Source organism: Haemophilus sp. THUN1692 (genome assembly GCF_059704395.1).
The window spans coordinates 1,713,066-1,737,625 of sequence record NZ_AP046579.1; the positions used below are offsets into that span (position 1 = coordinate 1,713,066).

At 37.2% G+C, this 24,560-nt stretch carries 18 protein-coding genes; 12 read left to right on the top strand and 6 right to left on the bottom strand.

The features are described from left to right. Nucleotides 1-121: 121 nt before the first annotated feature. Complete coding sequence (locus tag AC6H0A_RS08635) at nucleotides 122-2,362, bottom strand: nitric-oxide reductase large subunit (RefSeq protein WP_005639830.1); 2,241 nt, start codon at nucleotides 2,360-2,362, stop codon at nucleotides 122-124. 379 nt (nucleotides 2,363-2,741) lie between these two features. On the opposite strand from AC6H0A_RS08635, the gene AC6H0A_RS08640 reads away from it, so the two are divergent. From AC6H0A_RS08640 to AC6H0A_RS08680, 9 genes are all read left to right on the top strand, one after another. Beyond that, entirely contained in the window at nucleotides 2,742-3,872 is a 1,131-nt protein-coding gene (locus tag AC6H0A_RS08640; RefSeq protein ID WP_005639831.1) for a cytochrome-c peroxidase, read from the top strand. Between the two features lie 80 nt (nucleotides 3,873-3,952). Beyond that, a complete protein-coding gene (locus AC6H0A_RS08645; protein WP_005639832.1) occupies nucleotides 3,953-5,542 on the top strand; it encodes a DNA recombination protein RmuC in 1,590 nt (529 codons plus the stop codon). A 162-nt stretch (nucleotides 5,543-5,704) separates the two neighbouring features. After that, nucleotides 5,705-6,124: a D-ribose pyranase gene (gene rbsD / locus AC6H0A_RS08650; RefSeq protein ID WP_005639835.1), complete on the top strand. Its 420-nt coding sequence runs from the start codon at nucleotides 5,705-5,707 to the stop codon at nucleotides 6,122-6,124. A 13-nt stretch (nucleotides 6,125-6,137) separates the two neighbouring features. Beyond that, a complete protein-coding gene (rbsA, locus tag AC6H0A_RS08655; protein WP_005639838.1) occupies nucleotides 6,138-7,619 on the top strand; it encodes a ribose ABC transporter ATP-binding protein RbsA in 1,482 nt (493 codons plus the stop codon). A 15-nt stretch (nucleotides 7,620-7,634) separates the two neighbouring features. Beyond that, complete coding sequence (gene rbsC / locus AC6H0A_RS08660) at nucleotides 7,635-8,603, top strand: ribose ABC transporter permease (protein ID WP_044232106.1); 969 nt, start codon at nucleotides 7,635-7,637, stop codon at nucleotides 8,601-8,603. A 19-nt stretch (nucleotides 8,604-8,622) separates the two neighbouring features. Further along, the gene (gene rbsB, locus AC6H0A_RS08665; protein WP_005639843.1) at nucleotides 8,623-9,501 is read left to right on the top strand and encodes a ribose ABC transporter substrate-binding protein RbsB; all 879 of its coding nucleotides are present in this window, start codon (nucleotides 8,623-8,625) and stop codon (nucleotides 9,499-9,501) included. Between the two features lie 97 nt (nucleotides 9,502-9,598). After that, a complete protein-coding gene (gene rbsK, locus AC6H0A_RS08670) occupies nucleotides 9,599-10,519 on the top strand; it encodes a ribokinase (RefSeq protein WP_005639845.1) in 921 nt (306 codons plus the stop codon). A gap of 27 nt (nucleotides 10,520-10,546) precedes the next feature. After that, on the top strand, nucleotides 10,547-11,551 hold the full coding sequence (locus tag AC6H0A_RS08675; protein ID WP_005639847.1) for a substrate-binding domain-containing protein: 1,005 nt from the start codon (nucleotides 10,547-10,549) through the stop codon (nucleotides 11,549-11,551). 109 nt (nucleotides 11,552-11,660) lie between these two features. Further along, a complete protein-coding gene (locus AC6H0A_RS08680) occupies nucleotides 11,661-12,212 on the top strand; it encodes a TIGR00645 family protein (protein ID WP_005632696.1) in 552 nt (183 codons plus the stop codon). A gap of 108 nt (nucleotides 12,213-12,320) precedes the next feature. On the opposite strand, the gene AC6H0A_RS08685 is transcribed toward AC6H0A_RS08680, so the two are convergent. After that, nucleotides 12,321-13,523 carry an aromatic amino acid transporter gene (locus AC6H0A_RS08685; RefSeq protein ID WP_005639849.1) on the bottom strand — a complete coding sequence of 401 codons (1,203 nt, stop codon included), beginning with the start codon at nucleotides 13,521-13,523 and terminating at the stop codon, nucleotides 12,321-12,323. Between the two features lie 181 nt (nucleotides 13,524-13,704). On the opposite strand from AC6H0A_RS08685, the gene AC6H0A_RS08690 reads away from it, so the two are divergent. Together AC6H0A_RS08690 and ygfZ are read left to right on the top strand one after the other, a co-directional pair. Next, on the top strand, nucleotides 13,705-14,568 hold the full coding sequence (locus AC6H0A_RS08690; protein ID WP_005639851.1) for a YicC/YloC family endoribonuclease: 864 nt from the start codon (nucleotides 13,705-13,707) through the stop codon (nucleotides 14,566-14,568). 9 nt (nucleotides 14,569-14,577) lie between these two features. Further along, complete coding sequence (gene ygfZ, locus AC6H0A_RS08695) at nucleotides 14,578-15,420, top strand: CAF17-like 4Fe-4S cluster assembly/insertion protein YgfZ (RefSeq protein ID WP_005639853.1); 843 nt, start codon at nucleotides 14,578-14,580, stop codon at nucleotides 15,418-15,420. Between the two features lie 30 nt (nucleotides 15,421-15,450). Here the strand turns inward: ygfZ and xerC are convergent, their stop codons facing one another. After that, nucleotides 15,451-16,338 carry a tyrosine recombinase XerC gene (xerC, locus tag AC6H0A_RS08700; protein WP_005639855.1) on the bottom strand — a complete coding sequence of 296 codons (888 nt, stop codon included), beginning with the start codon at nucleotides 16,336-16,338 and terminating at the stop codon, nucleotides 15,451-15,453. Next, entirely contained in the window at nucleotides 16,338-16,772 is a 435-nt protein-coding gene (locus AC6H0A_RS08705) for a GNAT family N-acetyltransferase (RefSeq protein ID WP_005639857.1), read from the bottom strand. The genes xerC and AC6H0A_RS08705 overlap by 1 nt, the downstream gene beginning before the upstream one ends. 165 nt (nucleotides 16,773-16,937) lie before the next feature. On the opposite strand from AC6H0A_RS08705, the gene tpiA reads away from it, so the two are divergent. Further along, nucleotides 16,938-17,729, top strand: a complete 792-nt coding sequence (gene tpiA / locus AC6H0A_RS08710) for a triose-phosphate isomerase (protein WP_044232112.1) — start codon at nucleotides 16,938-16,940, stop codon at nucleotides 17,727-17,729. 360 nt (nucleotides 17,730-18,089) lie between these two features. Here the strand turns inward: tpiA and AC6H0A_RS08715 are convergent, their stop codons facing one another. Together AC6H0A_RS08715 and AC6H0A_RS08720 are read right to left on the bottom strand one after the other, a co-directional pair. Continuing rightward, nucleotides 18,090-21,230 (bottom strand): TonB-dependent hemoglobin/transferrin/lactoferrin family receptor, encoded by a 3,141-nt coding sequence (locus AC6H0A_RS08715; protein ID WP_179230872.1) that lies wholly within the window; start codon nucleotides 21,228-21,230, stop codon nucleotides 18,090-18,092. 104 nt (nucleotides 21,231-21,334) lie between these two features. Beyond that, complete coding sequence (locus AC6H0A_RS08720; RefSeq protein ID WP_497512658.1) at nucleotides 21,335-24,412, bottom strand: TonB-dependent hemoglobin/transferrin/lactoferrin family receptor; 3,078 nt, start codon at nucleotides 24,410-24,412, stop codon at nucleotides 21,335-21,337. Between the last annotated feature and the right edge of the window lie 148 nt (nucleotides 24,413-24,560).

Here is a 24,560-nt window from a genome sequence, read left to right on the forward strand (position 1 = left end):
TTTTAATGTTTATGTAATGTTAATTTTATGTAAAAAAACTTTGTAAGCTTATATAAAATATGGTAGATGAGAATAAAAAAGCGACCTACTTTCACATAAGTCGCTTTGGGGGATAACCTAACTAAGAATATTTAGGTCTGAAGAAAATCATCGTAAAGATTTGCCAGAAGAAGGCTAGTGCACCGAAGATGAATACCACATCACCACCTAAACGAACCCAACGTAAGGTATCGAATAATGGTTGTTGCATAAATTCTTCACTACGTGCATACCATAAGCCTTCAGAGATACTTGCATATCCTTGGATAACACCGATAGGTAATAAGCTGGATACGATCATCAGCACTAAACCACCGTTTAATAACCAGAAGCCCCATTTCATTAACTTATCGTTAAATGGTGTATCCGGACGTAAATAACGCGCGATTAAGAATACGAAGCCTAATGCTAAGAAGCCATACACACCGAATAATGCAGCGTGCGCGTGAACGGCAGTCGTGTTTAAGCCTTGAACATAGTAGAGTGAAATTGGTGGATTTATTAAGAAACCAAATACACCTGCACCTAACATATTCCAGAATGCGACAGCTACGAAGCAGTAAAGAGGCCATTTTAAACGGTCCATCCAAGGTGTTTTTTGTTGCATTGCCCAGTGTTCCCAAGCTTCATGACCTAATAACACTAATGGAACCACTTCTAGTGCTGAGAATGACGCACCTACTGCGATAATTGGGGTGGTTGCACCTGCGAAGTATAGGTGGTGGAACGTACCAGGAATACCGCCGATTAAGAACAATGCCGCTTCAGTAATGGTTGCTACGGTCGCAGTACGACGTGAAACTAAACCTAAACTTACAAAAATGAATGAGAGTGCCGCTACAGAGAATACTTCGAAGAAGCCTTCTACCCATAGGTGAACTACCCACCAACGCCAGTATTCCATCACAGAAATGTGAGTGTGCTCGCCGTAGAATAATGCTGGACCATAGAATAGACCGATCGCAATCACAGAAGCGAAGAATAACGCTAATAAGTTTTTATCACCCGGTTGTTTGAATGCGTTCACTGTACCGCGAAGCATTAAGACTAACCAGAATAAGATACCTGCAAATTTCACCGCTTGCCAGAAACGACCTAAGTCAATGAATTCGTAACCTTGATGACCGAACATGAAGCTCCATTCTTCAGGAAGAATATGCGCAATCGCTAAGTAGCTACCAGTGAATGAACCTATTACTAATACTACTAATGCCCAGTATAGAATATCTACGCCTAATTTCTGGAATTTTGGATCTTTACCGCCATTGATGATCGGTGCCAGGAATAAACCACCGGCTAAGAATGCCATCGCAATCCAGAATAATGCAGCTTGAATATGCCATGTACGCACTAATGAATAAGGTAAGTATTGAGAAATATCAATACCATAGAATTCTTGACCTTCAACGGTATAGTGAGCAACAATCGCCCCTAAGTTTACTTGCAGTAAGAATAATGCAAGCACCGTAAAGAGATATTTGCCTAATGCGCGTTGAGAAGGGGTTAACTGTAGTTTTGTGAGGGGATCAACTTCCGGAATCGGTGGATCTTGTTCATCTTCACGTTTTTTAAATGACCAAATCCAAACAACGAAACCAATACCCGCAATCAGGAATACCACACTCGCAATAGACCAAACTACGTTTTCTGGTGTTGGCACGTTATTGATTAATGGCTCATGTGGCCAGTTGTTGGTGTAGCTTGCATTTGTATTTGGACGTTCTGCAGAGGCAGTCCATGCAGTCCAGAAGAAGAATTTTGTTAAGTCTTTACGCGCTTGTAAGTCAGGAAGGGTATTATCCTTCATGGCGAAGTGTTCACGCGTGACTTTAGTAGCAGGATCATCGCCGTATAAAGAAATGTAGTATTGTGCTGTTTTTTCCATTGCCGCTAAACGAGTATTTGAAAGCACAACGGTGTCATTTTCAACTTTGCTGCTACGGTATTCTTTAGTTAAACGTGCTTTTAATAAAGCTTGTTGTTCTTCATTAAGATCTGCAAAGTTTTTACCAAATTCTTTATTTGCGGTGATATCTAACCAGTTGGTTAATTCACGATGTAGCCAATCTGCAGTCCAGTCAGGCGCTTGGTATGCACCATGACCCCAAACAGAACCTACTTGCATACCACCAGTGGTTTGCCAAGCAGTTTGACCATGTAAAATTTCATCGTGAGTAATCACTTTTTCACCTGATTCTGAAACATATTGTTGCGGAATTGGTGGTGCTTCACGATAAACTTCAAACCCATAGTAACCGAGAATGGAGAATGCTCCAATCAATACGGCGACTAATAGGTACCAGAACTTTTTATACTGCCCCATTTTATCACTCCTAGGTTATTGAAAAATTAACTTCCTATTTAAAATTATAGGTAAATATTTTACATAAAGCAAAATACCCAACTAATTATATCGGGTATTATGACGTTAAAGTAATACCTATAACAAAGTAATTGACTAAAACAGTAGGTTATTTTGATTAAGATCATCAAAAAAGCTCAGCTAAAAAATGTTTTAACAGTTCTTCAATTCCCAAAAGCATTGCTTTTCTACTATTAAGTTTAAGTATGTAAGAAAAGGTTTAAAAATTTGAGTTTGGCGTAAGATATCAATGTTTAAGTTAATTTATGCGCAGTCTAAATTTATAATAGTAAATTTACTTTGACTAAGTGCAGTTATTTTTTATGCTCATGGAGTTAGAATGAAAAAATATTTCTTGTCATTATTTGCCTTACCTATTTTTTGTTTTGCTCAAGAAGAACCCATAAATCCCGCATTGCTTGGATTGGGTCAGGCTTTCTTTTTTGATAAATCACTTTCTTACAACAAAACGCAGAGTTGTTCCACTTGCCATATGCCTGCAGCAGCTTTTGCGGATTTACGTGAAAATGATATAGATAAAATGGTTTCGCAAGGTGATGATCCGACAAAGTTTGGTAATCGCAACACACCAACAGCCATTTATGCAAAATATTCCCCTGATTTTCATTTCGATGAAAAAATTAAGGATTATGTTGGCGGCCAATTTTGGGATGGTCGAGCAAAACATTTAGCTGAGCAGGCGGGGGGGCCTCCACTCAATCCTGTTGAAATGGGCATGAAAGACAAAGCCAGCGTGGTAAAACGTATTACCGAAAATCAGGCAGTGAAAGATTACATTACCAAGCATTGGGGCGAGGAAATTTGGCAAGATGATGAGAAAATTTATGCCATTATGGAACAGGCACTTGCTGCATTTCAGCAATTAGATTTGTTTGCTCAGTTCAGTTCTAAATATGACCGCACTTTGGCAGGGCAAGATAAATTTACTGAGCAAGAAGCATTAGGCAAGGCGTTATTTTTTGATAAAGAAAAAACAACTTGCAGTAATTGTCATCAGCTGAATGATAAAGATCATCGTGAAGAAACTTTTACAAATTATCGTTATTTCAATCTCGGTGTGCCGAAAAATGAGGCGTTGATTGCTCATAATAAATTAGGCGAAGATTGGGTGGATAATGGATTGTTAGATAATCCAATGGTGAAAGGTGATATTGCTCAAAAAGGCAAATTTAAAGTGCCGACATTGCGTAATGTCGCCGTTACTGCGCCTTATATGCATAACGGCGTATTTAAAGAATTGCGCACCGTATTATTATTTTTAGATAGCCATAATAACCCTGAGCGTAAGATAAATCCTGAAATGGGTAAACCTTGGTCGGCAGCAGAATATGCGCCAACGATAAGCCATAGCGATCTTAAAGGTAAACCGCTTACCGATGCAGAAATTGATGCGTTGGAAGCGTTTTTGAAAACATTGACTGATGCAGCCTATGATAAGGGCGGTGAGTAAGATAATTTCACCGCACTTAAAGCTAAAATTTAACTCATATTTCTATGTTACAATTTACGGCATCATTTTAAGGGGGATATATGTCAGAGAATTTGTGGCTTTTTAGCTTGTTAGTAATAGTTATTCTATTGATTTTATTGCTTATTCTACGCCAGCAAAAATATACACATCTTCATCAAGAATTATCGAAAACGACTCAAGATTATAATCAACTTGCTAGTAAATTCGATGAACTTAGCAGCATCAAAAATCAGCTAGAGCAGCAAACCATCAAAGCTCAAACAGAAAGCCAAGGCTTGTTAGTTCGACTCAATGAACGTGATGAAAAAATTCATTATCTCACTCAAGAACTGGATGAAGAACAATCTCGCCATTCCGCCATCGCAGAGCAAATTACCGCATTAAAAGAACGCTTCGGGATCGCTTCTGCGCAAGCTGAAAGTTTGAATGCCCAGTTGCAACATAGCCAAAGCCAGTTATCTCGTAAAGAACAGGAACAACAACATTTAACTGAAAAATTGACCGCACTTTCTCAAGAATTAACAGGATTAAAAACAACGTTAGCAGAAAAAGAAAAACATTTTTCAGAGCAACAACAGAACTTTGAACAATCTAAGCAGCAGTTAGGCGTGGAATTTCAAAATCTAGCCAATCGGATTTTGGATGAAAAAAGTCGATCATTTAGTCAATCAAATCAAACTGCCTTGGAAACGTTGCTCAAGCCTTTCCGAGAGCAAATTGAAGGTTTCCAAAAACGCGTCAATGAAATTCACTCCGAATCTGTGAAAGGTAATGCTGGCTTGGAAGCTGAAATTAAAAAAGTGCTGGAAATCGGTCTGAATATGTCGCAAGAGGCGAGTAATTTAACTTCTGCACTGAAAGGTGAAAAGAAAACTTTAGGCAACTGGGGCGAAGTGCAATTAGAACGAGCGTTGCAACTGGCTGGGCTTGAAGAAAATGTGCATTACCGTGCTCAAGCACATTTTAAAGATGAACAAGGCGGACGCAATTACCCTGATTTTGTGTTGAATTTACCTGATGAAAAACACTTAATTATCGATAGCAAAATGTCGTTGGTGGCTTACGAAAGTGCGGTGAATTCTGAGGATGATTTTGAACGTGAGCGTTTACTAAAAGAACATATATCCGCATTGAAAAGCCATATTAATGATCTGCATAAAAAAGATTACAGTAATCTTATTGGTATGCGTAGCCCGAATTTTGTTCTCATGTTTATTGCGGTGGAACCCGCATATATTGAGGCTTTAAAATCTGATCCCGCCTTATTTAATTATGGTTATGAACGTAATGTCATTATGGTTTCTCACACCACCTTAATGCCGATTTTACGTACCGTAGCAAATTTGTGGCGCATCGAACGCGGTAATGCAGAGGCAAAAGAAATCGCTGAAAAAGCGGGTGAAATTTATAACCAAATTTGCTTGGTTGCAGAACGTTTAAGTAAGCTTGGCAATACGCTTTCCACTGTCAGCAATCAATACAACAGCACAGTCACCGCTCTTGTTGGCCAACAAGGTTTAGTTGGCAAAGTAGAACGATTTAAAACCCTTTCCGCAAAAGCCAATAAAACAATGCCCGATGTGGAGTTGTTAAATAATCAGGTGGATTTGGCGAGGTTGAATGTCTTAAATCAAGAAAATCTTCAATAATTTATTCTCCGATTGAATGCAAATTTGGTTGGAGAATTTTTTGTCCTATCTAGAAATTTTGTGATCAATATCCCAAATTTGAAATTTCTTAGTTGTTTTTCTATTTTTGTTATCTATATTTGTCTTATCGAAACGTTTCGATAACAAAAAAGGAGCTTTTAGATGAAAAAAACAGCTTTATTGAATGCGCAACTTTCGCATTGCATTGCTACACTTGGTCATACGGAAAGTTTGACGATTTGCGATGCTGGACTTCCAATTCCGTTAAGTGTGGAACGTATCGATCTCGCATTAACTGCAGGTGTACCAAGTTTTCTACAAACGTTGAATGTAGTAACGAATGAAATGTATGTTGAACGCGTTGTTATTGCAGAAGAAATTAAAGAAAAAAATCCAGAAATATTGACCGCACTTTTAACACAACTTCAACAACTTGAAAGTCATCAGGGTAATCAAATACAAGTGGAATTTGTATCGCACGAAACTTTTAAAAAATTTACCCTTGAAAGTAAAGCTATTGTTCGTACTGGCGAATGTTCACCTTATGCCAATGTAATTTTATATTCTGGTGTGCCATTTTAATCAGGGTGAAATTATGGAAACTTTACTCAAAATTAGTGGTGTTGATAAGTCATTTCCGGGTGTGAAAGCCTTGAATAATGCCTGTTTATCTGTTTACGCTGGACGTGTAATGGCATTGATGGGGGAAAATGGGGCGGGTAAATCAACGTTGATGAAAGTGCTTACTGGTATTTATTCCAAAGATGCAGGCACAATTGAGTATCTTAATCGATCGGTTAATTTCAATGGACCTAAAGCCTCACAGGAAGCTGGTATTAGTATCATTCACCAAGAACTTAATTTAGTTGGCAATCTCACTATTGCGGAAAATATTTTTCTTGGTCGTGAATTTAAAACCCCTTGGGGAGCGATTAACTGGCAGAAAATGCACCAAGAAGCAGACAAGCTGCTTGCGCGTTTGGGGGTAACTCACAGCAGTAAACAGCTTTGCGCTGAACTTTCTATTGGTGAGCAACAAATGGTGGAGATAGCCAAAGCCTTAAGTTTTGAATCCAAAGTTATCATTATGGATGAACCAACCGATGCACTCACAGATACGGAAACCGAAGCCCTATTCAATGTGATTCGTGAACTCAAAGCAGAAAATCGCGGCATTGTTTATATCTCTCATCGTTTAAAAGAAATTTTCCAAATTTGTGATGATGTGACGGTTTTACGCGATGGTCAATTTATCGGTGAACGCATTGTGGCAGAGATTACAGAAGATGATTTAATTGAAATGATGGTTGGTCGTCGTCTTGATGAACAATATCCGCATTTATCACAAGAAAAAGGCGAATGTGTATTGGATGTGAAACATGTGAGCGGAAACGGCATTGATGATGTTTCCTTCAAATTGCATGCCGGTGAAATTGTCGGCGTATCAGGCTTAATGGGCGCGGGTAGAACGGAACTCGGCAAGCTACTTTACGGTGCTTTGCCAAAAACAGCGGGGAAAGTGCGGTTAAAAAATCAAGAGATTGAGAATCGTAGTCCGCAAGATGGTTTGGATAATGGCATTGTATATATTTCTGAAGATCGTAAAAGTGATGGCTTGGTTTTAGGCATGTCGGTTAAAGAAAATATGTCGCTCACATCGCTCGATCATTTTTCACAAAAAGGCAGTATTCGCCATCAAGCGGAAAAAATGGCAGTAGATGACTTTATTTTGATGTTTAACATTAAAACGCCTAACCGTGATCAACAAGTAGGTTTGCTATCTGGTGGAAATCAACAAAAAGTGGCAATTGCTCGTGGATTAATGACTCGTCCAAATGTGTTGATTTTAGATGAACCAACTCGTGGCGTAGATGTCGGCGCGAAGAAAGAAATTTATCAGTTGATTAACGAATTTAAGAAAGAGGGGTTGAGTATTTTAATGATCTCATCTGATATGCCAGAAGTGCTTGGTATGAGTGATCGCATTTTGGTTATGCGAGAAGGCAGAATCAGTGCAGAATTTTCTCGTGAAGAGGCAACTCAAGAAAAATTATTAGCAGCAGCTATCGGTAAATAAGCGTAGGTAAATATGATGAAAACTGAAACATCTTCTATCCAAATAGGCAAATTTTTGATTGAACAACGATCTTTTATTGCATTGATTATTCTTATTGCGATTGTATCAATGATTAATCCCGATTTTTTCAGTGTAGATAATATTTTGAATATTTTACGTCAAACTTCGGTTAATGCGATTATTGCAGTGGGGATGACCTTTGTTATTTTAATTGCAGGTATAGATCTTTCTGTGGGGTCTGTATTGGCATTGACTGGCGCTATTGCAGCCTCAATGGTAAGTCTTGAATTGCCTATTTTTTTAGTAATTCCTGTGGTTTTATTGATTGGAACACTTCTTGGTAGCATAAGTGGCGTAATTGTTGCAAAGGGAAAAGTTCAGGCGTTTATTGCTACCTTGGTTACCATGACCTTACTACGTGGTATAACAATGGTTTATACAGATGGTCGTCCTATTACGACAGGTTTTTCGGATAATGCTGATCTATTTGCTAGCATTGGTACAGGCTATTTTTTAGGTATCCCAGTACCAATTTGGATTATGAGTATCGTGTTTGCTGTCGCTTGGTATATTTTAAAACACACGCCTATTGGTCGTTATATCTACGCGCTCGGTGGTAATGAATCAGCAACTCAACTTTCTGGTATTAATGTCAATAAAATCAAAGTATTTGTTTTTGCTGCCAGTGGATTTCTTTCTGCATTAGCAGGTTTAATTGTTACTTCACGTTTATCTTCTGCTCAACCCACTGCTGGCGTATCTTATGAATTAGATGCAATTGCTGCCGTGGTAGTCGGTGGAACCAGTTTGATGGGAGGAAAAGGTCGTGTAATGGGAACTCTCATCGGTGCATTAATCATCGGATTTTTAAACAATGCATTAAATCTATTAGATATTTCATCTTACTATCAAATGATAGCAAAAGCGTTGGTTATTTTGGTTGCTGTTTTAGCCGATAACTATCTTGGTACAAAAAAACTGTAACTCACTTTAAGGAGAAACTATGAAAAAACTAACCGCACTTACTTCTGCTGTATTATTAGGTTTGGCTGTTTCTGGCTCTGCTTCTGCACAAGACACAATCGCTTTGGCAGTATCTACATTAGATAACCCATTTTTTGTAACGTTAAAAGATGGCGCACAGAAAAAAGCGGATGAATTAGGTTATAAGTTAGTGGTGCTTGATTCACAAAATGACCCTGCTAAAGAATTAGCTAATGTCGAAGATTTAACTGTGCGTGGTGCAAAAATATTATTGATCAATCCAACTGATTCTGAAGCAGTTGGCAACGCAGTGGCGATTGCAAACCGTAAGCATATTCCAGTAATTACATTAGATCGTGGCGCAGCTAAAGGAAACGTAGTGAGCCATATTGCATCTGACAATATCGCAGGTGGTAAAATGGCAGGTGATTTTATCGCACAGAAATTAGGCGATAATGCCAAGGTGATTCAACTTGAAGGTATTGCGGGAACATCTGCAGCACGCGAACGAGGCGAGGGTTTCAAACAAGCTATTGATGCTCATAAATTCAATGTGCTTGCCAGTCAGCCAGCAGATTTTGATCGAACAAAAGGTTTGAATGTAACGGAAAATTTGTTGGCATCTAAAGGTGATGTTCAAGCAATTTTTGCGCAAAATGATGAAATGGCATTAGGTGCATTGCGTGCGGTGAAAGCAGCAAATAAAAAAGTCCTTATCGTAGGTTTTGATGGTACCGATGATGGAGTAAAAGCTGTAAAAAGTGGCAAAATGGCGGCAACTATCGCACAACAACCCGAGCTTATTGGTTCATTAGGTGTTGTTACCGCTGATAAAATCTTAAAGGGCGAAAAAGTTGAAGCGAAAATTCCAGTAGATTTGAAAGTAATAAGCGAATAATCTATCTACTGAATAAGCTCGTTATATCACATTATGGGGCAAATTATATTTGTCCCATTGTGTAGAAAGAAAAAATATAACAATACAGGATAAAATAATGAGAAAAACCCTCACGGTTCTCGGTAGTATCAATGCTGATCACGTTATTTCTGTGCCTTACTTTGCTAAACCCGGTGAAACGCTAACAGGTCAAAATTATCAAATTGCCTATGGTGGCAAAGGTGCCAATCAAGCAGTAGCCGCCGCTCGTTTAGGGGCAAAAGTAGCTTTCATTAGTTGCATTGGATCAGATAGCATTGGCGAAACAATGAAAAATGCGTTTGCCAAGGAAAGGATTGATACAACCCATATTAGTACCGTTTCACAGGAAATGACAGGAATGGCATTTATTCAAGTTGCCCAATCGGGCGAGAACAGTATTGTGCTGGCTAGCGGTGCAAATGCACATTTGGGTGAGATAGTTGTTCGTCAAAGTGAGGTGCAAATTGCACAATCGGATTGCTTGTTAATGCAATTAGAAACCCCACTTTCTGGTGTGGAGCTGGCTGCTCAAATCGCTAAGAAAAATGGTGTTAAGGTTATGCTAAATCCTGCTCCAGCGCAGATTTTATCGGACAAATTATTGAGTTTGATTGATATTATTACACCAAATGAAACAGAAGCTGAAATCTTGACGGGGGTAACGGTAACCGACGAGCAAAGTGCGGTGAAAGCTGCAAGTGTTTTTCACGATAAAGGCATTGAAACCGTAATGATTACCCTTGGCGCGAAAGGTGTGTTTGTCAGTCGAAAAGGTAAAAGCCGCATCATTAAGGGCTTTTGCGTGCAAGCAATAGATACTACTGCAGCTGGTGATACATTTAATGGCGGTTTTGTTACAGCTTTATTGGAAGAAAAATCCTTTGATGAAGCCATTCGTTTTGGTCAAGCTGCCGCTGCGATTAGTGTGACGAAAAAAGGGGCTCAATCCTCTATTCCAACGCGTCAAGAAACTTTAGATTTTCTTGAATACGCTTAAAGTGCGGTGAATTTTTAGGGTGTTTTTATGGCGACAATGAAAGATATTGCACGACTGGCGCAAGTTTCGACTTCCACAGTATCTCACGTCATTAATGGATCTCGTTTTGTTAGCGATGAAATTCATGAGAAAGTGATGCGTATTGTCGCTGAACTGAATTACACCCCCTCAGCTGTTGCACGAAGTCTTAAGGTGCGCGAAACCAAAACTATCGGGCTACTTGTCACCGCAACAAATAATCCATTCTTTGCGGAAGTGATGGCAGGCGTGGAACAATATTGTCAGCAGCATCAATATAATCTTATTATTGCCACCACTGGTGGCGATGCCAAACGCCTACAACAAAATCTGCAAACTCTAATGCACAAACAAGTGGATGGTTTGCTTTTGATGTGTGGTGATAGCCGTTTTCAGGCTGATATAGAGTTAGCCATTTCGCTGCCACTCGTTGTGATGGACTGGTGGTTTACTGAGTTAAATGCAGATAAAATACTCGAAAATTCAGCACTTGGCGGCTATTTGGCGACAAAAGCATTAATCGATGCAGGACATCGTAAAATTGGCATTATTACGGGAAATCTCAAAAAATCTGTCGCACAAAATCGTTTGCAAGGTTATAAAAATGCGCTGTCGGAAGCAAAAATTGCGTTAAATCCTCATTGGATTGTCGAAAGTCATTTTGACTTTGAAGGCGGTGTACTTGGCATACAATCTTTACTTACTCAATCCTCACGTCCAACAGCAGTTTTTTGTTGTAGTGATACTATTGCTGTTGGTGCATACCAAGCTATTCAGCAACAAGGCTTACGTATTCCGCAAGATCTTTCAATTATGGGCTATGATGACATTGAATTGGCTCGTTATCTCTCGCCTCCTCTCTCCACCATTTGCCAACCGAAAGCTGAACTTGGCAAACTTGCTGTAGAAGCACTATTGCAACGAATTAAAAATCCTAATGAAAATTACCGCACTTTAGTGTTAGAGCCGACCTGTATTTTGAGAGGATCAATTTCTACCCCTTCAAACATATAAATAAAATAAGAATAACTCAATTTCCTTATTGCTATTTTCAAAAAAACTGCTATTTTCTTGCGGTTTTTTTGTTTATTTAACCCACTGTTTAATTTAGGAATAAAATCTTATGGAAGAAAACAAACCTGTTGATCCTTATGCGAAATATAACGAACAATCGAATATTATCGCGAAAATAATTTTTGCGAGTCGCTGGTTGCAAGTGCCGATTTATTTGGGCTTGATTGTAACCCTTGCAATCTACTCTTATAAGTTTATTAAAGGCTTATGGGAGTTAGTGATTAATGTAAATGATATGGATTCCAACACAATTATGTTAGGCGTGTTGAATTTAATTGATGTTGTGATGATCGCAAACTTGCTGGTGATGGTGACTATCGGTGGCTATGAAATTTTCGTTTCTAAATTGCGTACGCGTAATCACCCCGATCAACCTGAATGGATGAGCCATGTAAATGCAACTGTGTTGAAAGTTAAACTTTCTATGTCTATTATCGGCATTTCATCTATCCATATGCTGCAAACCTTTGTGAATGCAAGCAATATGCCAGAAAAAACGATGATGTGGCAGTTATTGTTGCACTTGGGCTTTTTAGTATCGGCGATTGCTTTAGCTTATACGGACAAAATTTTGTATAGCACGAGCCATAAAACGCATTAAAAATTTACCGCACTTTAACGTCATGATTAAATATAAAACGCCGTTCATTATTGAACGGCGTTTTGCTTTATGGAGATCAAGAAGTGCGGTGGATTTTCACTTTGTTTTTTAACCCACAACAAATGGCAAGTAACCCGTACGAATCGCAAATGGAATAGATGTAATGATTACGCCTAATACCAATACGATAATTAAAGTCAGATTTCCTCCCCATACTTTGTATGGCAAATTGGTGTAAGCTCGACGAGCTTTCCAAACGAGGCTAACTGGCAATACTACGGCATAGAATGCAAACATTTGGCCTGCGTAGCCTAGTGCTAAAATAAAACCTTCAGGATAGAAAAGCGCAAAGACGAGTGGTGGAATGAACGTCATTAAGCCAAGTGAGATACGCCCTGCAGAAATATTAAAAGATCGTTTTAATAAATCTTCGATACATTCCAACAAGCCAAGCCCTACGCCTAAGAAAGAAGTAACCAGCGCCAAAGTTGAGAATAATTTTACTGCCCCAGCAATGACATTACTACCAGTGATAGCTAGTGTTGCTTTTACTAAGCCATTTAAGGTCGCATCTTCTTTTAAGATTTGTAAAAACTCATTTTGTGTGAGTAAGCCGTGCGTCGACATTTGCCACAAAATATAAGCGCAAAGGGTAATTGCTGAACCTGCCAAAATAGAAATGCGTAATGCTTTTACGTTGCCGTCTAAGTATTTATTTAAACTTGGAATCGAGCCGTGGAAACCAAATGCTGTGAAAAATACAGGGCTTGCAGAGATAATTAAAGCGTTATCAATTGGTGTCGCCATTAAGTTATCAAATTTGATTTCTGGCAACATTAAGCTTAACACCACGGCAAAGGCCGCAAGCATTACAAAAAATAACACGCGATTAATTTTATCTACGCTATGTGTACCGATGACGATAAATGAACCGAAAATTACGGTAAATAATAAGATGCTAACTTTATCGCCAAAACTTTCTGGTAATAAATCTTTTAGTAGTGAACCGCCACCGCTGACATAGGCGGCAATTAATGCGTATAAGAAAATAATTAGCACTGCCGTGGCAATAATGCGTCCTGTTTTACCAAAATATTGTTCAGCGAGTGTACCGATACCCGCATCACTTTCCGCAGTTTGATAGAGTTCAACGAATAAAAGTGCGCTAAAAGTTAATAATGCCCAAAGCCCTAATAATAAGACTAAAGTAAAGCCGAATCCGATGCCGGCGGAAGTGAGTGGCATAGCCAACATTCCCGCTCCAATCATCGTACCAGCAACAAGAAGTGTGCTGCCTACAGTTTTGTTCATGTTTGCTTCCTTATTGTGTAATAATAAATTTACGGCGATTGTATTTTAAAATTTACACCGTGTAAACAACAGAATACAAAATATCTTTATTATTTACCGCACTTTTCTTTTCCCTTTCTGTGTTCATCTCGTTACAATACTTGGCGAATCAACTAAGATAAAACTAAAAATAGGAGAGCTTATGATTTACAGTATGACCGCCTTTGCACGCCTTGAAGTGAAAAAAGATTGGGGCAATGCAGTATGGGAAATTCGTTCCGTTAATCAACGTTATTTAGAAAACTTTTTCCGTTTGCCCGAGCAATTTCGCGGATTAGAAAACACGTTGCGTGAGAAACTTCGTCAAAGTCTTACTCGCGGTAAAATTGAATGTTCTTTGCGCATTGAAACTAAAAAACAAACAAATGCCGAATTGAATTTAAATAAAGAGCTTGCGAATCAAGTGATTCAGTCTTTGCAATGGATTAAAACTCAAGCTGGAGAAGGTGAAATTAATTTGACAGACGTGTTGCGTTACCCTGGTGTGGTGGAAGCGCAAGAGCAAGACTTAGATGCGATTAGTCAAGATTTGTTGACAGCCTTTGATGATTTACTGACAGATTTTATTGCAATGCGTGGTCGTGAAGGCGAAAAACTGAACGATATTATTCAACAACGCTTAGATGCTATTGCCGTGGAAGCGGATAAAGTGCGGTCACAAATGCCGACAGTTTTGCAATGGCAACGTGAACGTTTATTGCAACGTTTTGAAGATGCTCAAATCAATCTTGATCCGCAACGTGTGGAACAAGAAATGATTTTACTCGCTCAACGCGTTGATGTGGCGGAAGAGCTCGATCGTTTACAAATGCACGTGAAAGAAACCACGAATATTTTGAAAAAAGGCGGCGCAGTTGGTCGTAAATTAGATTTTATGATGCAAGAATTGAATCGTGAATCGAATACCCTTGCGTCCAAATCCATTAATGCAGATATCACGGCTTCTGCGGTTGAGCTAAAAGTGCTTATAGAACAAATGCGTGAGCAAATCCAGAATTTAGAATAGGAAAGTAGAATGTCTCAATTTATTTCTCTTACTCAATATCAACTGATTGAGGCGCATGGTGCGGATGCAGAAAAATATTTGCAAGGGCAGTTAACGACGGATGTTGTGCGATTAGCAAGTGGAGCAACAACACTTACGGCTCACTGCGATCCAAAAGGTAAAATGAATGCAATTTACCGTTTGTTTAAAGTAAGTAGTGAACAATTCTTTTTGCTGATTAAGAAAGATCTATTGCCAAGTGGGCTAGATGCCTTGAAAAAATATGCGGTATTTTCCAAAGTGAGTTTTGATTTACGTGATTGGCAAATCATCGGCTTAATAGGTGAAAAATGTGGAAAAATCACACCGCATTTTTCATTGGAAATTGATGGGATACGTTCAATTTTATTGAATGAAACTGAATTACCTGTGAATTTTAATGGCGATGAAAAAATTTGGGATATAGCCGATATTCAAGCGGGATTGCCAAATTTAAGTCCGCAAACGCAAAATGAATTTATCCCACAGGTTCTAAATTTACAAGTTATTGAGCAAGCCATTTCTTTTACCAAAGGTTGCTATATTGGACAAGAAACGGTAGCTCGTGCGAAATATCGTGGTGCGAATAAACGCGCAATGTTTATCTTTAAAACGCAAACCCAGCAGGAAGCGGAAATTGGCAGTGAAATCGAAATGCAGATTGAATCCAATTGGCGAAAAACAGGCACGATTACAAGTGCGGTCAATTTAGACGGTGTTTTATGGTTGCAAGTTGTGATGAATAATGACATTGATTCAGAACAACAATTTAGATTGCTGAATAGTGAAATATTGTTAGAGCGAGTGCAGTTACCTTATTCGATTACTGAATAATAACAATCCGCAGGTTTTACCTGTGGATTGTTATTTCTTACGTTTCGCTCTTGGATGAGCTTGATCGTACACTTCCGCCAGATGTTGAAAATTTAAGTGAGTATAAATTTGAGTGGTGGACAGGTTGCTATGCCCAAGCAATTCTTGCACGGCGCGTAAATCTGAACTGGCTTCCAACATATGCGTCGCAAAAGAATGACGTAATTTGTGCGGATTAAGATGGCTATTTAAGCCTTGACGAATGCCCCAAGTTTCCAAACGTTTTTGAATCGCTCGATGAGAAATACGATTTCCAAGCTGGCTAACAAATAATGCCTCATCTTTTGGGTTAAATAATGTCCGCACTTTTAACCATTCTTGAATGGCATGCGAAGCGTAACGCCCAAACGGCACCACACGCTCTTTGTTGCCTTTCCCAATAACACGCACTTCCCGCACTCGGGTATTAATGCTGTTTAAATCTAAGCCTTGTAATTCAGATAAACGTAAACCTGAACTATACATTAATTCCAAAATAGCACGATCACGAATATCAATTGGCTCCTTGCTATCGTTGGCAAGCAACTGTTGAACTTGCTCGCCATCCATATTTTTCGGTAAATGCTTGCCTTGTTTCGGTGCAGAAATGCCGGTGGCGGGATTCACTTTCAATTCGCCTTGTTGCACCAAAAAACTGAGAAATCGACGCAATGCCGATAAACGCAAAGCCAAGCTTTTTTCTTTTAAGCCTTGTTTTTTGCTTTCCGCCAAAATAAACCGCACCACGCTGGGTGTTACTTGTGCCCAAGCATGAATATCTTGTTGTGCTAAGATTTTGATGATGGCATCAAGTTGATGTTGATAATTGGTAAGCGTGTGAGGGCTCATTTGGCGTTCAATCCGCAAATAATCCCAATAACGATTTAACGCTGTTAGCATTACAGACTCAATTCAAATAAACGTTCTTTCGGGTTCAATTTAAACCCTTCCGATTCCAACATTGAATATTGATTTTGCGCTAATTCTGCAACTAAACGATTTGATTGCGTGAAATGCACAAAGTCTTTTGCTTTAGAAATCAACGCCTCATAAATTTCTGTTTGTTGAGCATGTTCCAACACAAAAATATCGGTGATTTGCCAATAGCGTTGTAATTGTAAAGAAGAAAGGCGAGGGAAAAGCTGCACAAAGCCGATAGCCTTTTCATTTTCGTCCACCGCAATAAAAAACAGGCTTTCATTAAAACGCATGCGATTAGTTAAAAAAGCCAAGGTGCGTTCTGGATTCTCTGCTTGTCCATAGGCTTGGCGATAGGCTTCAAAAAGAGGAAGAAGCACGTCAATATTCCATTGTTCAGCTTTGAAAAGTTTCATAATTGGTTATTTTTTATTGGTTCCATACAGGTAATTGTAGCTTTTTAGCACAAGATAATCATCTTTCTATGAGAATTTTTTTAATTTTATGATCTTCTGCAAAGAATCGTGGCGAAATTTTGGTATAGTAGGCGAGTTAATTTTATCAACTATGGAGAAACAAAAATGGCACGTCGTCCTTTAGTTATGGGTAACTGGAAATTAAACGGTTCCAAAGCGTTCACCAAAGAATTAATCGAAGGATTAAAAGCAGAATTACATGATGTAACAGGTTGTGATGTAGCAATTGCCCCCCCCGTTATGTATTTAGGTACGGCTGAAGAAGCACTTTCTGGTTGTGGTTGCAGCTGTGGCGGTAAAAGTGTGGTTCAATTAGGTGCACAAAACGTAGATGTGAACGTAAAAGGCGCATTTACTGGTGATATTTCTAGCGAAATGTTAAAAGATTTCGGCGCAAAATATATCATTATTGGTCACTCTGAACGCCGCACTTATCATAAAGAAAGCGACGAATTCGTAGCGAAAAAATTCGCCGCACTTAAAGAAGCAGGCTTAGTGCCAGTATTATGTATCGGTGAATCTGAAGCAGAAAACGAAGCAGGCAAAACAGAAGAAGTGTGTGCGCGTCAAATTGATGCGGTAATCAATGCATTAGGTGTTGAAGCATTCAACGGTGCAGTGATCGCATACGAACCAATCTGGGCGATCGGTACTGGTAAATCTGCGACTCCAGCACAAGCGCAAGCTGTTCACGCATTTATCCGCGGTCACATCGCTGCGAAATCACAAGCTGTGGCAGACCAAGTGATTATTCAATACGGCGGTTCTGTAAATGATGCAAATGCAGCTGAATTATTTACTCAGCCAGACATCGACGGCGCATTAGTGGGTGGCGCATCATTAAAAGCCCCAGCATTTGCAGTAATTGTAAAAGCAGCGGCAGCAGCAAAAAATTAATTTTCAGTTAATTAAAAGTGCGGTAAAAATCAGCCGCGCCTAAAAACCTAGATTATTTACTTAAGGACTGACGAGCATATTGTATTAGACTCAGTCCTTTTAATTTCAGTTGAATTCATCGACAATTCCCCCACCAAATAATCCCTTACTATATCAACTATCTTCTCTCTACGGTTAAATAGCCAGCCATAAAACATCCCGTTTTAATCGTTCAAAGAAACTTTCCATTGCTTCATTAGCGAATATTTTTATAGCTACACTATCTGACTATAATAAAATCTGCACCTCAATTATTGGTAATTTAGTCCAACTTTTGAGGTGCAGATTATTTTCTCCGCACTTTTATGCTTTTAGATACAATTAGAATTCAAACTGAACTGACATTCTATAGTTTCTGCCTGGAGCATAGAAACGGTTGATACCTAATCCCGTATCTTGATTAATCATATTACTTGTACCAAATGGTCTAATTGATCTAGCTGAATCCCAAGTAATGTATTTTCTATTAGTTAAGTTATACACACCAGCTCTTAAAGTAAGATTTTTAATTGGTTTGATATATCCTAACAAATCAATGGTTGTATAAGATTCACTTCTCCATTTAATTGTGCGGTCTATTTTACCTTCTTCTTTATAGAACATATTATAAGTATCTTCTGCATTTTTAGCTGATGCATGAGAAACATAAAGATCCACACCATATTTATCATCAGGGTGAATATAACTTACTCCATAAACAGCTGTTCTAGGCTGAATTGCATTCATTGGTATATTGCCATTTATTCTGCCTTTTTGATAGGTGTATTTATAGCTTAAACTGAAACCATTGAATAATTTAGTAATATTTCCTAAGGATATTTGTGAAGCAATTTCAAAACCAGTTACTTTAGCATTTGGTCTATTTACATTTTGATAAAAATGAAATGGTATTAGTTTTGAGTGTCCATGAACATCATGACGCCCTTGATAGGATAAATCAATAAAGTTTTGATATCGGGTATCAAAAACAGAAGTTGTAATATATCCCATATCATTATGCACAGTTAAAGATAACTCTTTGGTTTTTGCTGTTTCTGGTTGAAGATCTCTATTTGGTCGAATAGAAAAATCTGGGTGTTTGAATGTAAAGTAGATTTCATCACTTGTTGGTGCTCGGAATCCCTTACTATATTTTGCTTGTAAACGTAACCAATTTAACGGATCAAGTGTTGTACCAAAAGAGTAGGAACTTGCAGAAAATTTTTTCGGTTGTGCAATTTCTTTAATATTTGCTGCAGCATTGGCTTCTTTTTTCAATGATTCATTAGGATCTGAATCAGCTTGACTTGCATTAAATTCTGGTGTGGTGATATAAAGATTTGTCACCATATCATCAGGAATTTTTGGTGTTTTACCTGGGGTATATTCTGGTTTATATTTGACTCTGTCATATCGGTAACCTAGATTAAAGGCAAGATAGTCATTAATTCTAAAATCGTCAATAAAATATAAAGCACCTGTTTTAGTTTTTACAGGTATTAAAAATGAGAAAGTATTTTTATTATCACATAATGTATGTGTACGATCTAAATTAAGTTTGCCATTGACATAAGTATCGCAAGTTTCAGGTAGATCAACAAACCATGTTTGATCAAGAGGTTGATCTCCGGAAATATTTACCATTGATTTTTTCATTTGTGACCATAATCCACCATAAGAAAAATCATGCTCTGTATTAAATAAGACTTTATGTTTAGTTAAGTCTATATTGAGTTGTTTAGTTTGACTTATAAGATCACGTTGTGACCATAAGTTAGGTCGGTAACCTATAGATCCTGGCATAATAAGATAGTTTGCTTTTTCTGGAGTTTTTTGACATCCATTTTTCAGCCAGCAATCATTTTCAAATTGTTTATTCAACTGCTTATCTATATAAGCAACATTTTTTCCTTTAAATTTCTTAATTGTGAATGGAATATCAATTGGTTCACCATTAATTTTATATCCAGAAATCATTTCTTTATTACAATTGATTCCATCACAAGAAATAATATGTCGTTCATGATCACGCCATTTATTAATAAGTTTACTATTTTTAGGATCCGTTAGATCATAAGTTATTCCATTAGCTTTTAGTGTTTCAACATTTAATGATGAGTTTACGGCAATTTCACATTTATCAGGGTTACCATCTCCTTTCTGGAATTTCTTATTACAAGCATAACCATTTAACGAAGGATCTAGCACATAGTCGCCCCACATAGGTTTAATTCCCATTGAATCCGCATCTTCTTTAGGTACGCCAAAATCATAATACTGACGATATTTTTCTTCAGTAACATAGTAATAATTTCTCTTTGGAATATCTTTTTTATTATATACAACAGGATTATTATTTTTATCTACCAGTTTATTCTCATTATTGTAATGTAACCCAAGTTTATTATTGACCAAATCGCATTTTTCATTTCCATCGCAATAATCGTCCGTTCTTGCTGTTGTAGTAATTTTTTGGTGGGAATAGGTGATTTTTAACGTATCCCAAAATGGTGTTTCAGTAAAATTCTCATAAACAAAAGCGATATTTTTACGCTCTACTTTATCGTTAGTATGACGTAATTCTTTTTCATCATATGTCATGTACTGTGTATTTGGTTTTAGAGTATAAGAAAAGTCATGACCTTTAGAAGTTTGTTTATATAAATCTGCAATAATTGAGAAACGGTGATTTTCTGTTGGTTGGAAACCAACTTTTAAAAGCGCACTATCTTGGGTTCTTCTATAAGGGTCTGCTTTTTCTCTAGTTTTTCCTTGAATTTTATCGTTATAATTTTTATAACCATAGTTTTCTAATTCATGGCCTTTACGTGATGTAATTACAGCAATTGTATCAAAGTACTTATAACGCCCAGCAAGAGTGAGCGTTTGAAGATTTTGGTTATCTGCTGTGTTATAGCCTCTTTTATAGGAAGCGTAGTAATTTTTGTTAAGTAAATAATCTCTTGCATCTTTTGTATCAAAACTAACAGAACCACCTAATGCGCCACTACCTGATTTTAAAGAATCAGCTCCTTTTCGAATCGTAACTTGTTTTAGCGTTTCTATTTCTGCGCTATTACGCGTATTATTAAAATTTCCATATCCTTCAAATAATTCTTTAAACCCTTGTGAAGAGATAGTTTCAGCTTGATGCAGTCCATCAATTTGAACGGCTACACGGTTTTCTTCCACTCCTCGAACTGCAAAGCCATTATTTCCAAAACGTCCTGCTTCTACGACAGTAATCCCTGTTTCGTAACGTACAAGATCTTTAACATCTTGCGCTTGTTCTTTTTCTAATTTTTTCGCTGTTTTTACAGTTTCGGCAATTTTTGGAGGTGTTTTCAGATCACTATGTTCGGTAGAACCAGATACATTAATTTCCTCAAGCTGCGGTTGAGTTGGTTTGTCAGCATAAGCAACACTTGTCGTCAGCCCAAGCATAACGGAATATGTCAGCAGGTTTAATTTAAAATTGGTCATTTTTCTCTCTCGTTAAAGATAATATGTAAATTAAATTATGAATTTAAATTAACCGCACATTTACTATCACTACTATTATTATGTGCGGTTAGATAAGAGTACACCTAAAATTCTAATTGAATAGATGCCCTATAATTTCTACCTGGTGCGTAAAAACGATTTAAGCCTATACCTGTTTCAGTATCTATTCGGTTGATTGTACCGATAGTTCGAATAGATCGGGCTGATTCCCAAGTAAGATATTTTCGATTTGTTAAATTATAAACACCAGCTGTAAATGTAAGGTTTTTAATTGGTTTCCAGTAAGCAATGGCGTCTATCACAGTGTAATGCTTATTGCGCCATAATGCTCTTCTATCAATAACTTTTTCGTTACCATTTACTGTTTTTGCTGGCACTGTTTCAATTGCACCAGTATTAATATTTTCTGCTTGACGTTCAATCATGCTATGCCATTGAGGGTTAAAGCTGTCTTTTGCCTTTTTGGCTGAGACGTCGGTAATATAAAAATCTAATCCCCATATTTTATTAGGTGAATCATAACCTAAATTGTATACGGATGTGGTCGGTTGCAAAGCATTCATTGGCTGGTCTTGCAAGACCATATTCATATATTTAGGGTTATGTTCTAATAATTTTTTATATCCCTCTAATGGCTTACTATCTTTTATTCGACCTTTTTGATAAGTCAACTTATAACCCAAATGGAATCCTTCTAATTTTTCAGTAAGGTCTCCTATTTCTAGGTGAGTAGAAATTTCAATTCCGTTTACTTTTGCCTTATCACGATTCAAACTCTGATAGAATGGATAATAAGACGATTTACTTTGATCAATTGGACGTTCACCTAAATATGCCAAATCAATAAAATTCTTATAATTGGTTTGGAATAAATTAGTAGTGAAATAGCTACGCTCTCTATAAAAAGTAAAGGCGATTTCTTTTGTTTTAGCTTTTTCTTCTTTTAAATTAGTATTTGGCAAAATTGAAAATTGAGGATGTTTAAATGTCATATACATTTCATCAGGCGTTGGCGCTCTAAAACCATTAGAATATTTAAACTGTATTCTTAACCAATCTGTTGGATCCAAGTTTAATCCTAAATTATAGGAATGGTGCTTAAATGCTGTTGATTTTTGAATTGCATTTAAATTGTCTTGTACATTTTTTATATAATCGGGATGATTATAATTATACCAGCCACTGCCTCCAGTTAATGCACTATCTGGAATAGGGATCATTGTACCAGCTAATAATCCACGTGGAATTTCAGGATCTTGCCCTAAGCGATAATGTGGCAAATGTCTAACATTGTCATATCTATAATTTAAATCAAAACCAAGCCAATTCGTTACTGTAAAATTATCACCTAAATAAAATGCATGGTTTTTAGTTTTAACTGGGACTAAGTAACTCGTTTTACCTAAATTACTTTCCTTTAAAGCTCCCGTACAGTCACTGGTAGGATAATATTGAGGAGAGGGTATTCTCATTCCATTCTCTAATTTATTACAAATAAAGTCATCAGCCCACCATTGAACATTCCCACCTTTGTAACCCTGAAGATTAACCATGCTTTTTTCTGTTTCGGAGTATAACCCACCATATCGTAAAGCATGATCTGTTTTTATTACAGAAAAAGATTTATCAAAGTCAAAGTTAAATTGTTTTGTATTTGTGTTTAAATCACGATCATTGTATTCATTTCTACTATATCCACTAGATTTAGGAAGTAAATAAAAGGCTTCTTCATATTGTTTTAGGGTTGAATCAAAAGGGTTAGGTCTTTCAGCTAATTCAAGTTGACCATATTTTTTACCATTAGGTAGAGTTTTAATATTAATTTTTCTATCTTCAAATTTATAATTTTTGGTATAATCATACTCTCCATCTAATTTATTTGCAGAGAAAACTCTAAATTTCTTATTGCAATCTAACTTATCACAATCTATTGATAAAGACTCTACAGAGCGCTCAAAAATATTATTAGTAACATCTTCATTTCTAGAATTTTTATAGATTGTGCCCCAATCATATTTCCCTGTGAGTTCTTTGTTATCTTTATCTAAAATTTTATATACACCATTTGAATCATCTAGATGTAATCCTTGTGGATTAATAACGCCAGCACAATTAGCTGAGGCACAATATTCATCACTACGAGCTTTATTTTTAATTTTTTGAGATGAATAAGTTAGTTTAAAGTGATCCCAAAATGGAGTTTGTGTAAAGTTTTCATAAGAAAATTGGATATTTTCTCGTTTAGATTTATCGTGAATAAATCGTTCTCCTTGACGGATTTCAGTATTAACATAAGAACTAGGGCGTAATGAATAAGATAAATCTTGTCCATCAGTTTTTAATGTTGATTTATCAACAGCTACACTAAATCGATGATTTTCTGTTGGTTCAAACCCTAATTTCACTAAAGTACTATTACGGGAAATGGAATAAGGATCTGTTTTTTCTCTTTTAATTCCGACAACCTTATCATCATAACTTTCATAACCATAATTCTTCATTTCATTGCTATTACGTTCAGTATGAACAATTAATGCATCAAACCCTTTATATCGGCCAGCTGCAGTAAGAGATACCGAATCTTGACTATTCATACTTTGAGTAGCACGTTTAATACTGAAGTAATGATCTTTTCCTATTAGATAATCTCTAGCATCTTTTGTATCAAAGATAACCGAACCACCCAATGCCCCACTACCTGATTTTAAAGAGTCAGCACCTTTGGTAAGGGTCGCTGTTTTAACATTCTCTATTTCTACATCATTACGATTATTATTAAAATTTCCATAGCCTTCAAATAGCTCTTTAAATGCTTGTGAACTTAAAGTTTCAGATTGACGAAGTCCATCAACCATAATACCTACACGGTTTTCATCAACTCCTCGAACAGCATAACCACTTGCTCCTGTTCTTCCTGTTTCAACAACACTAATACCCGTTTCATAACGTACTAAATCTCGAGAATCGGAAGCCTGTTGTTTAGATAGTTTTTTAGCCGTGATTTGGGTTTCACCAACTTTTTTTTTTTTCACATTTATTGTTTCTGTATTCCCTGAAACATTAATTTCCTGCAGTTGTTCAAGTTCGTTGGCGTAAACAGCTTCTGCTGTCAGTCCAAGCATAACGGAACATGCAAGCAGATTTAATCTAAAGTTGGGCATGTTTAAGTCCATGATAAAGAAAATGATAATAATTATTAAATATAGTACAGGGGAAAACATTTTCTCACAATCAGAAAATCTTGTTTTTGATTAAAATCAAACAATAAAAATTATTCTCATTATGCTCTATATTTAAGTCCACTTGTTC

Bases quoted from the DNA above. Each gene is read 5' to 3' on its own strand.
- AC6H0A_RS08635 (WP_005639830.1), bottom strand. From the start codon at position 2,362: ATGGGGCAGTATAAAAAGTTCTGGTACCTATTAGTCGCCGTATTGATT.
- AC6H0A_RS08640 (WP_005639831.1), top strand. From the start codon at position 2,742: ATGAAAAAATATTTCTTGTCATTATTTGCCTTACCTATTTTTTGTTTT.
- AC6H0A_RS08645 (WP_005639832.1), top strand. From the start codon at position 3,953: ATGTCAGAGAATTTGTGGCTTTTTAGCTTGTTAGTAATAGTTATTCTA.
- rbsD (WP_005639835.1), top strand. From the start codon at position 5,705: ATGAAAAAAACAGCTTTATTGAATGCGCAACTTTCGCATTGCATTGCT.
- rbsA (WP_005639838.1), top strand. From the start codon at position 6,138: ATGGAAACTTTACTCAAAATTAGTGGTGTTGATAAGTCATTTCCGGGT.
- rbsC (WP_044232106.1), top strand. From the start codon at position 7,635: ATGAAAACTGAAACATCTTCTATCCAAATAGGCAAATTTTTGATTGAA.
- rbsB (WP_005639843.1), top strand. From the start codon at position 8,623: ATGAAAAAACTAACCGCACTTACTTCTGCTGTATTATTAGGTTTGGCT.
- rbsK (WP_005639845.1), top strand. From the start codon at position 9,599: ATGAGAAAAACCCTCACGGTTCTCGGTAGTATCAATGCTGATCACGTT.
- AC6H0A_RS08675 (WP_005639847.1), top strand. From the start codon at position 10,547: ATGGCGACAATGAAAGATATTGCACGACTGGCGCAAGTTTCGACTTCC.
- AC6H0A_RS08680 (WP_005632696.1), top strand. From the start codon at position 11,661: ATGGAAGAAAACAAACCTGTTGATCCTTATGCGAAATATAACGAACAA.
- AC6H0A_RS08685 (WP_005639849.1), bottom strand. From the start codon at position 13,523: ATGAACAAAACTGTAGGCAGCACACTTCTTGTTGCTGGTACGATGATT.
- AC6H0A_RS08690 (WP_005639851.1), top strand. From the start codon at position 13,705: ATGATTTACAGTATGACCGCCTTTGCACGCCTTGAAGTGAAAAAAGAT.
- ygfZ (WP_005639853.1), top strand. From the start codon at position 14,578: ATGTCTCAATTTATTTCTCTTACTCAATATCAACTGATTGAGGCGCAT.
- xerC (WP_005639855.1), bottom strand. From the start codon at position 16,338: ATGCTAACAGCGTTAAATCGTTATTGGGATTATTTGCGGATTGAACGC.
- AC6H0A_RS08705 (WP_005639857.1), bottom strand. From the start codon at position 16,772: ATGAAACTTTTCAAAGCTGAACAATGGAATATTGACGTGCTTCTTCCT.
- tpiA (WP_044232112.1), top strand. From the start codon at position 16,938: ATGGCACGTCGTCCTTTAGTTATGGGTAACTGGAAATTAAACGGTTCC.
- AC6H0A_RS08715 (WP_179230872.1), bottom strand. From the start codon at position 21,230: ATGACCAATTTTAAATTAAACCTGCTGACATATTCCGTTATGCTTGGG.
- AC6H0A_RS08720 (WP_497512658.1), bottom strand. From the start codon at position 24,412: ATGCCCAACTTTAGATTAAATCTGCTTGCATGTTCCGTTATGCTTGGA.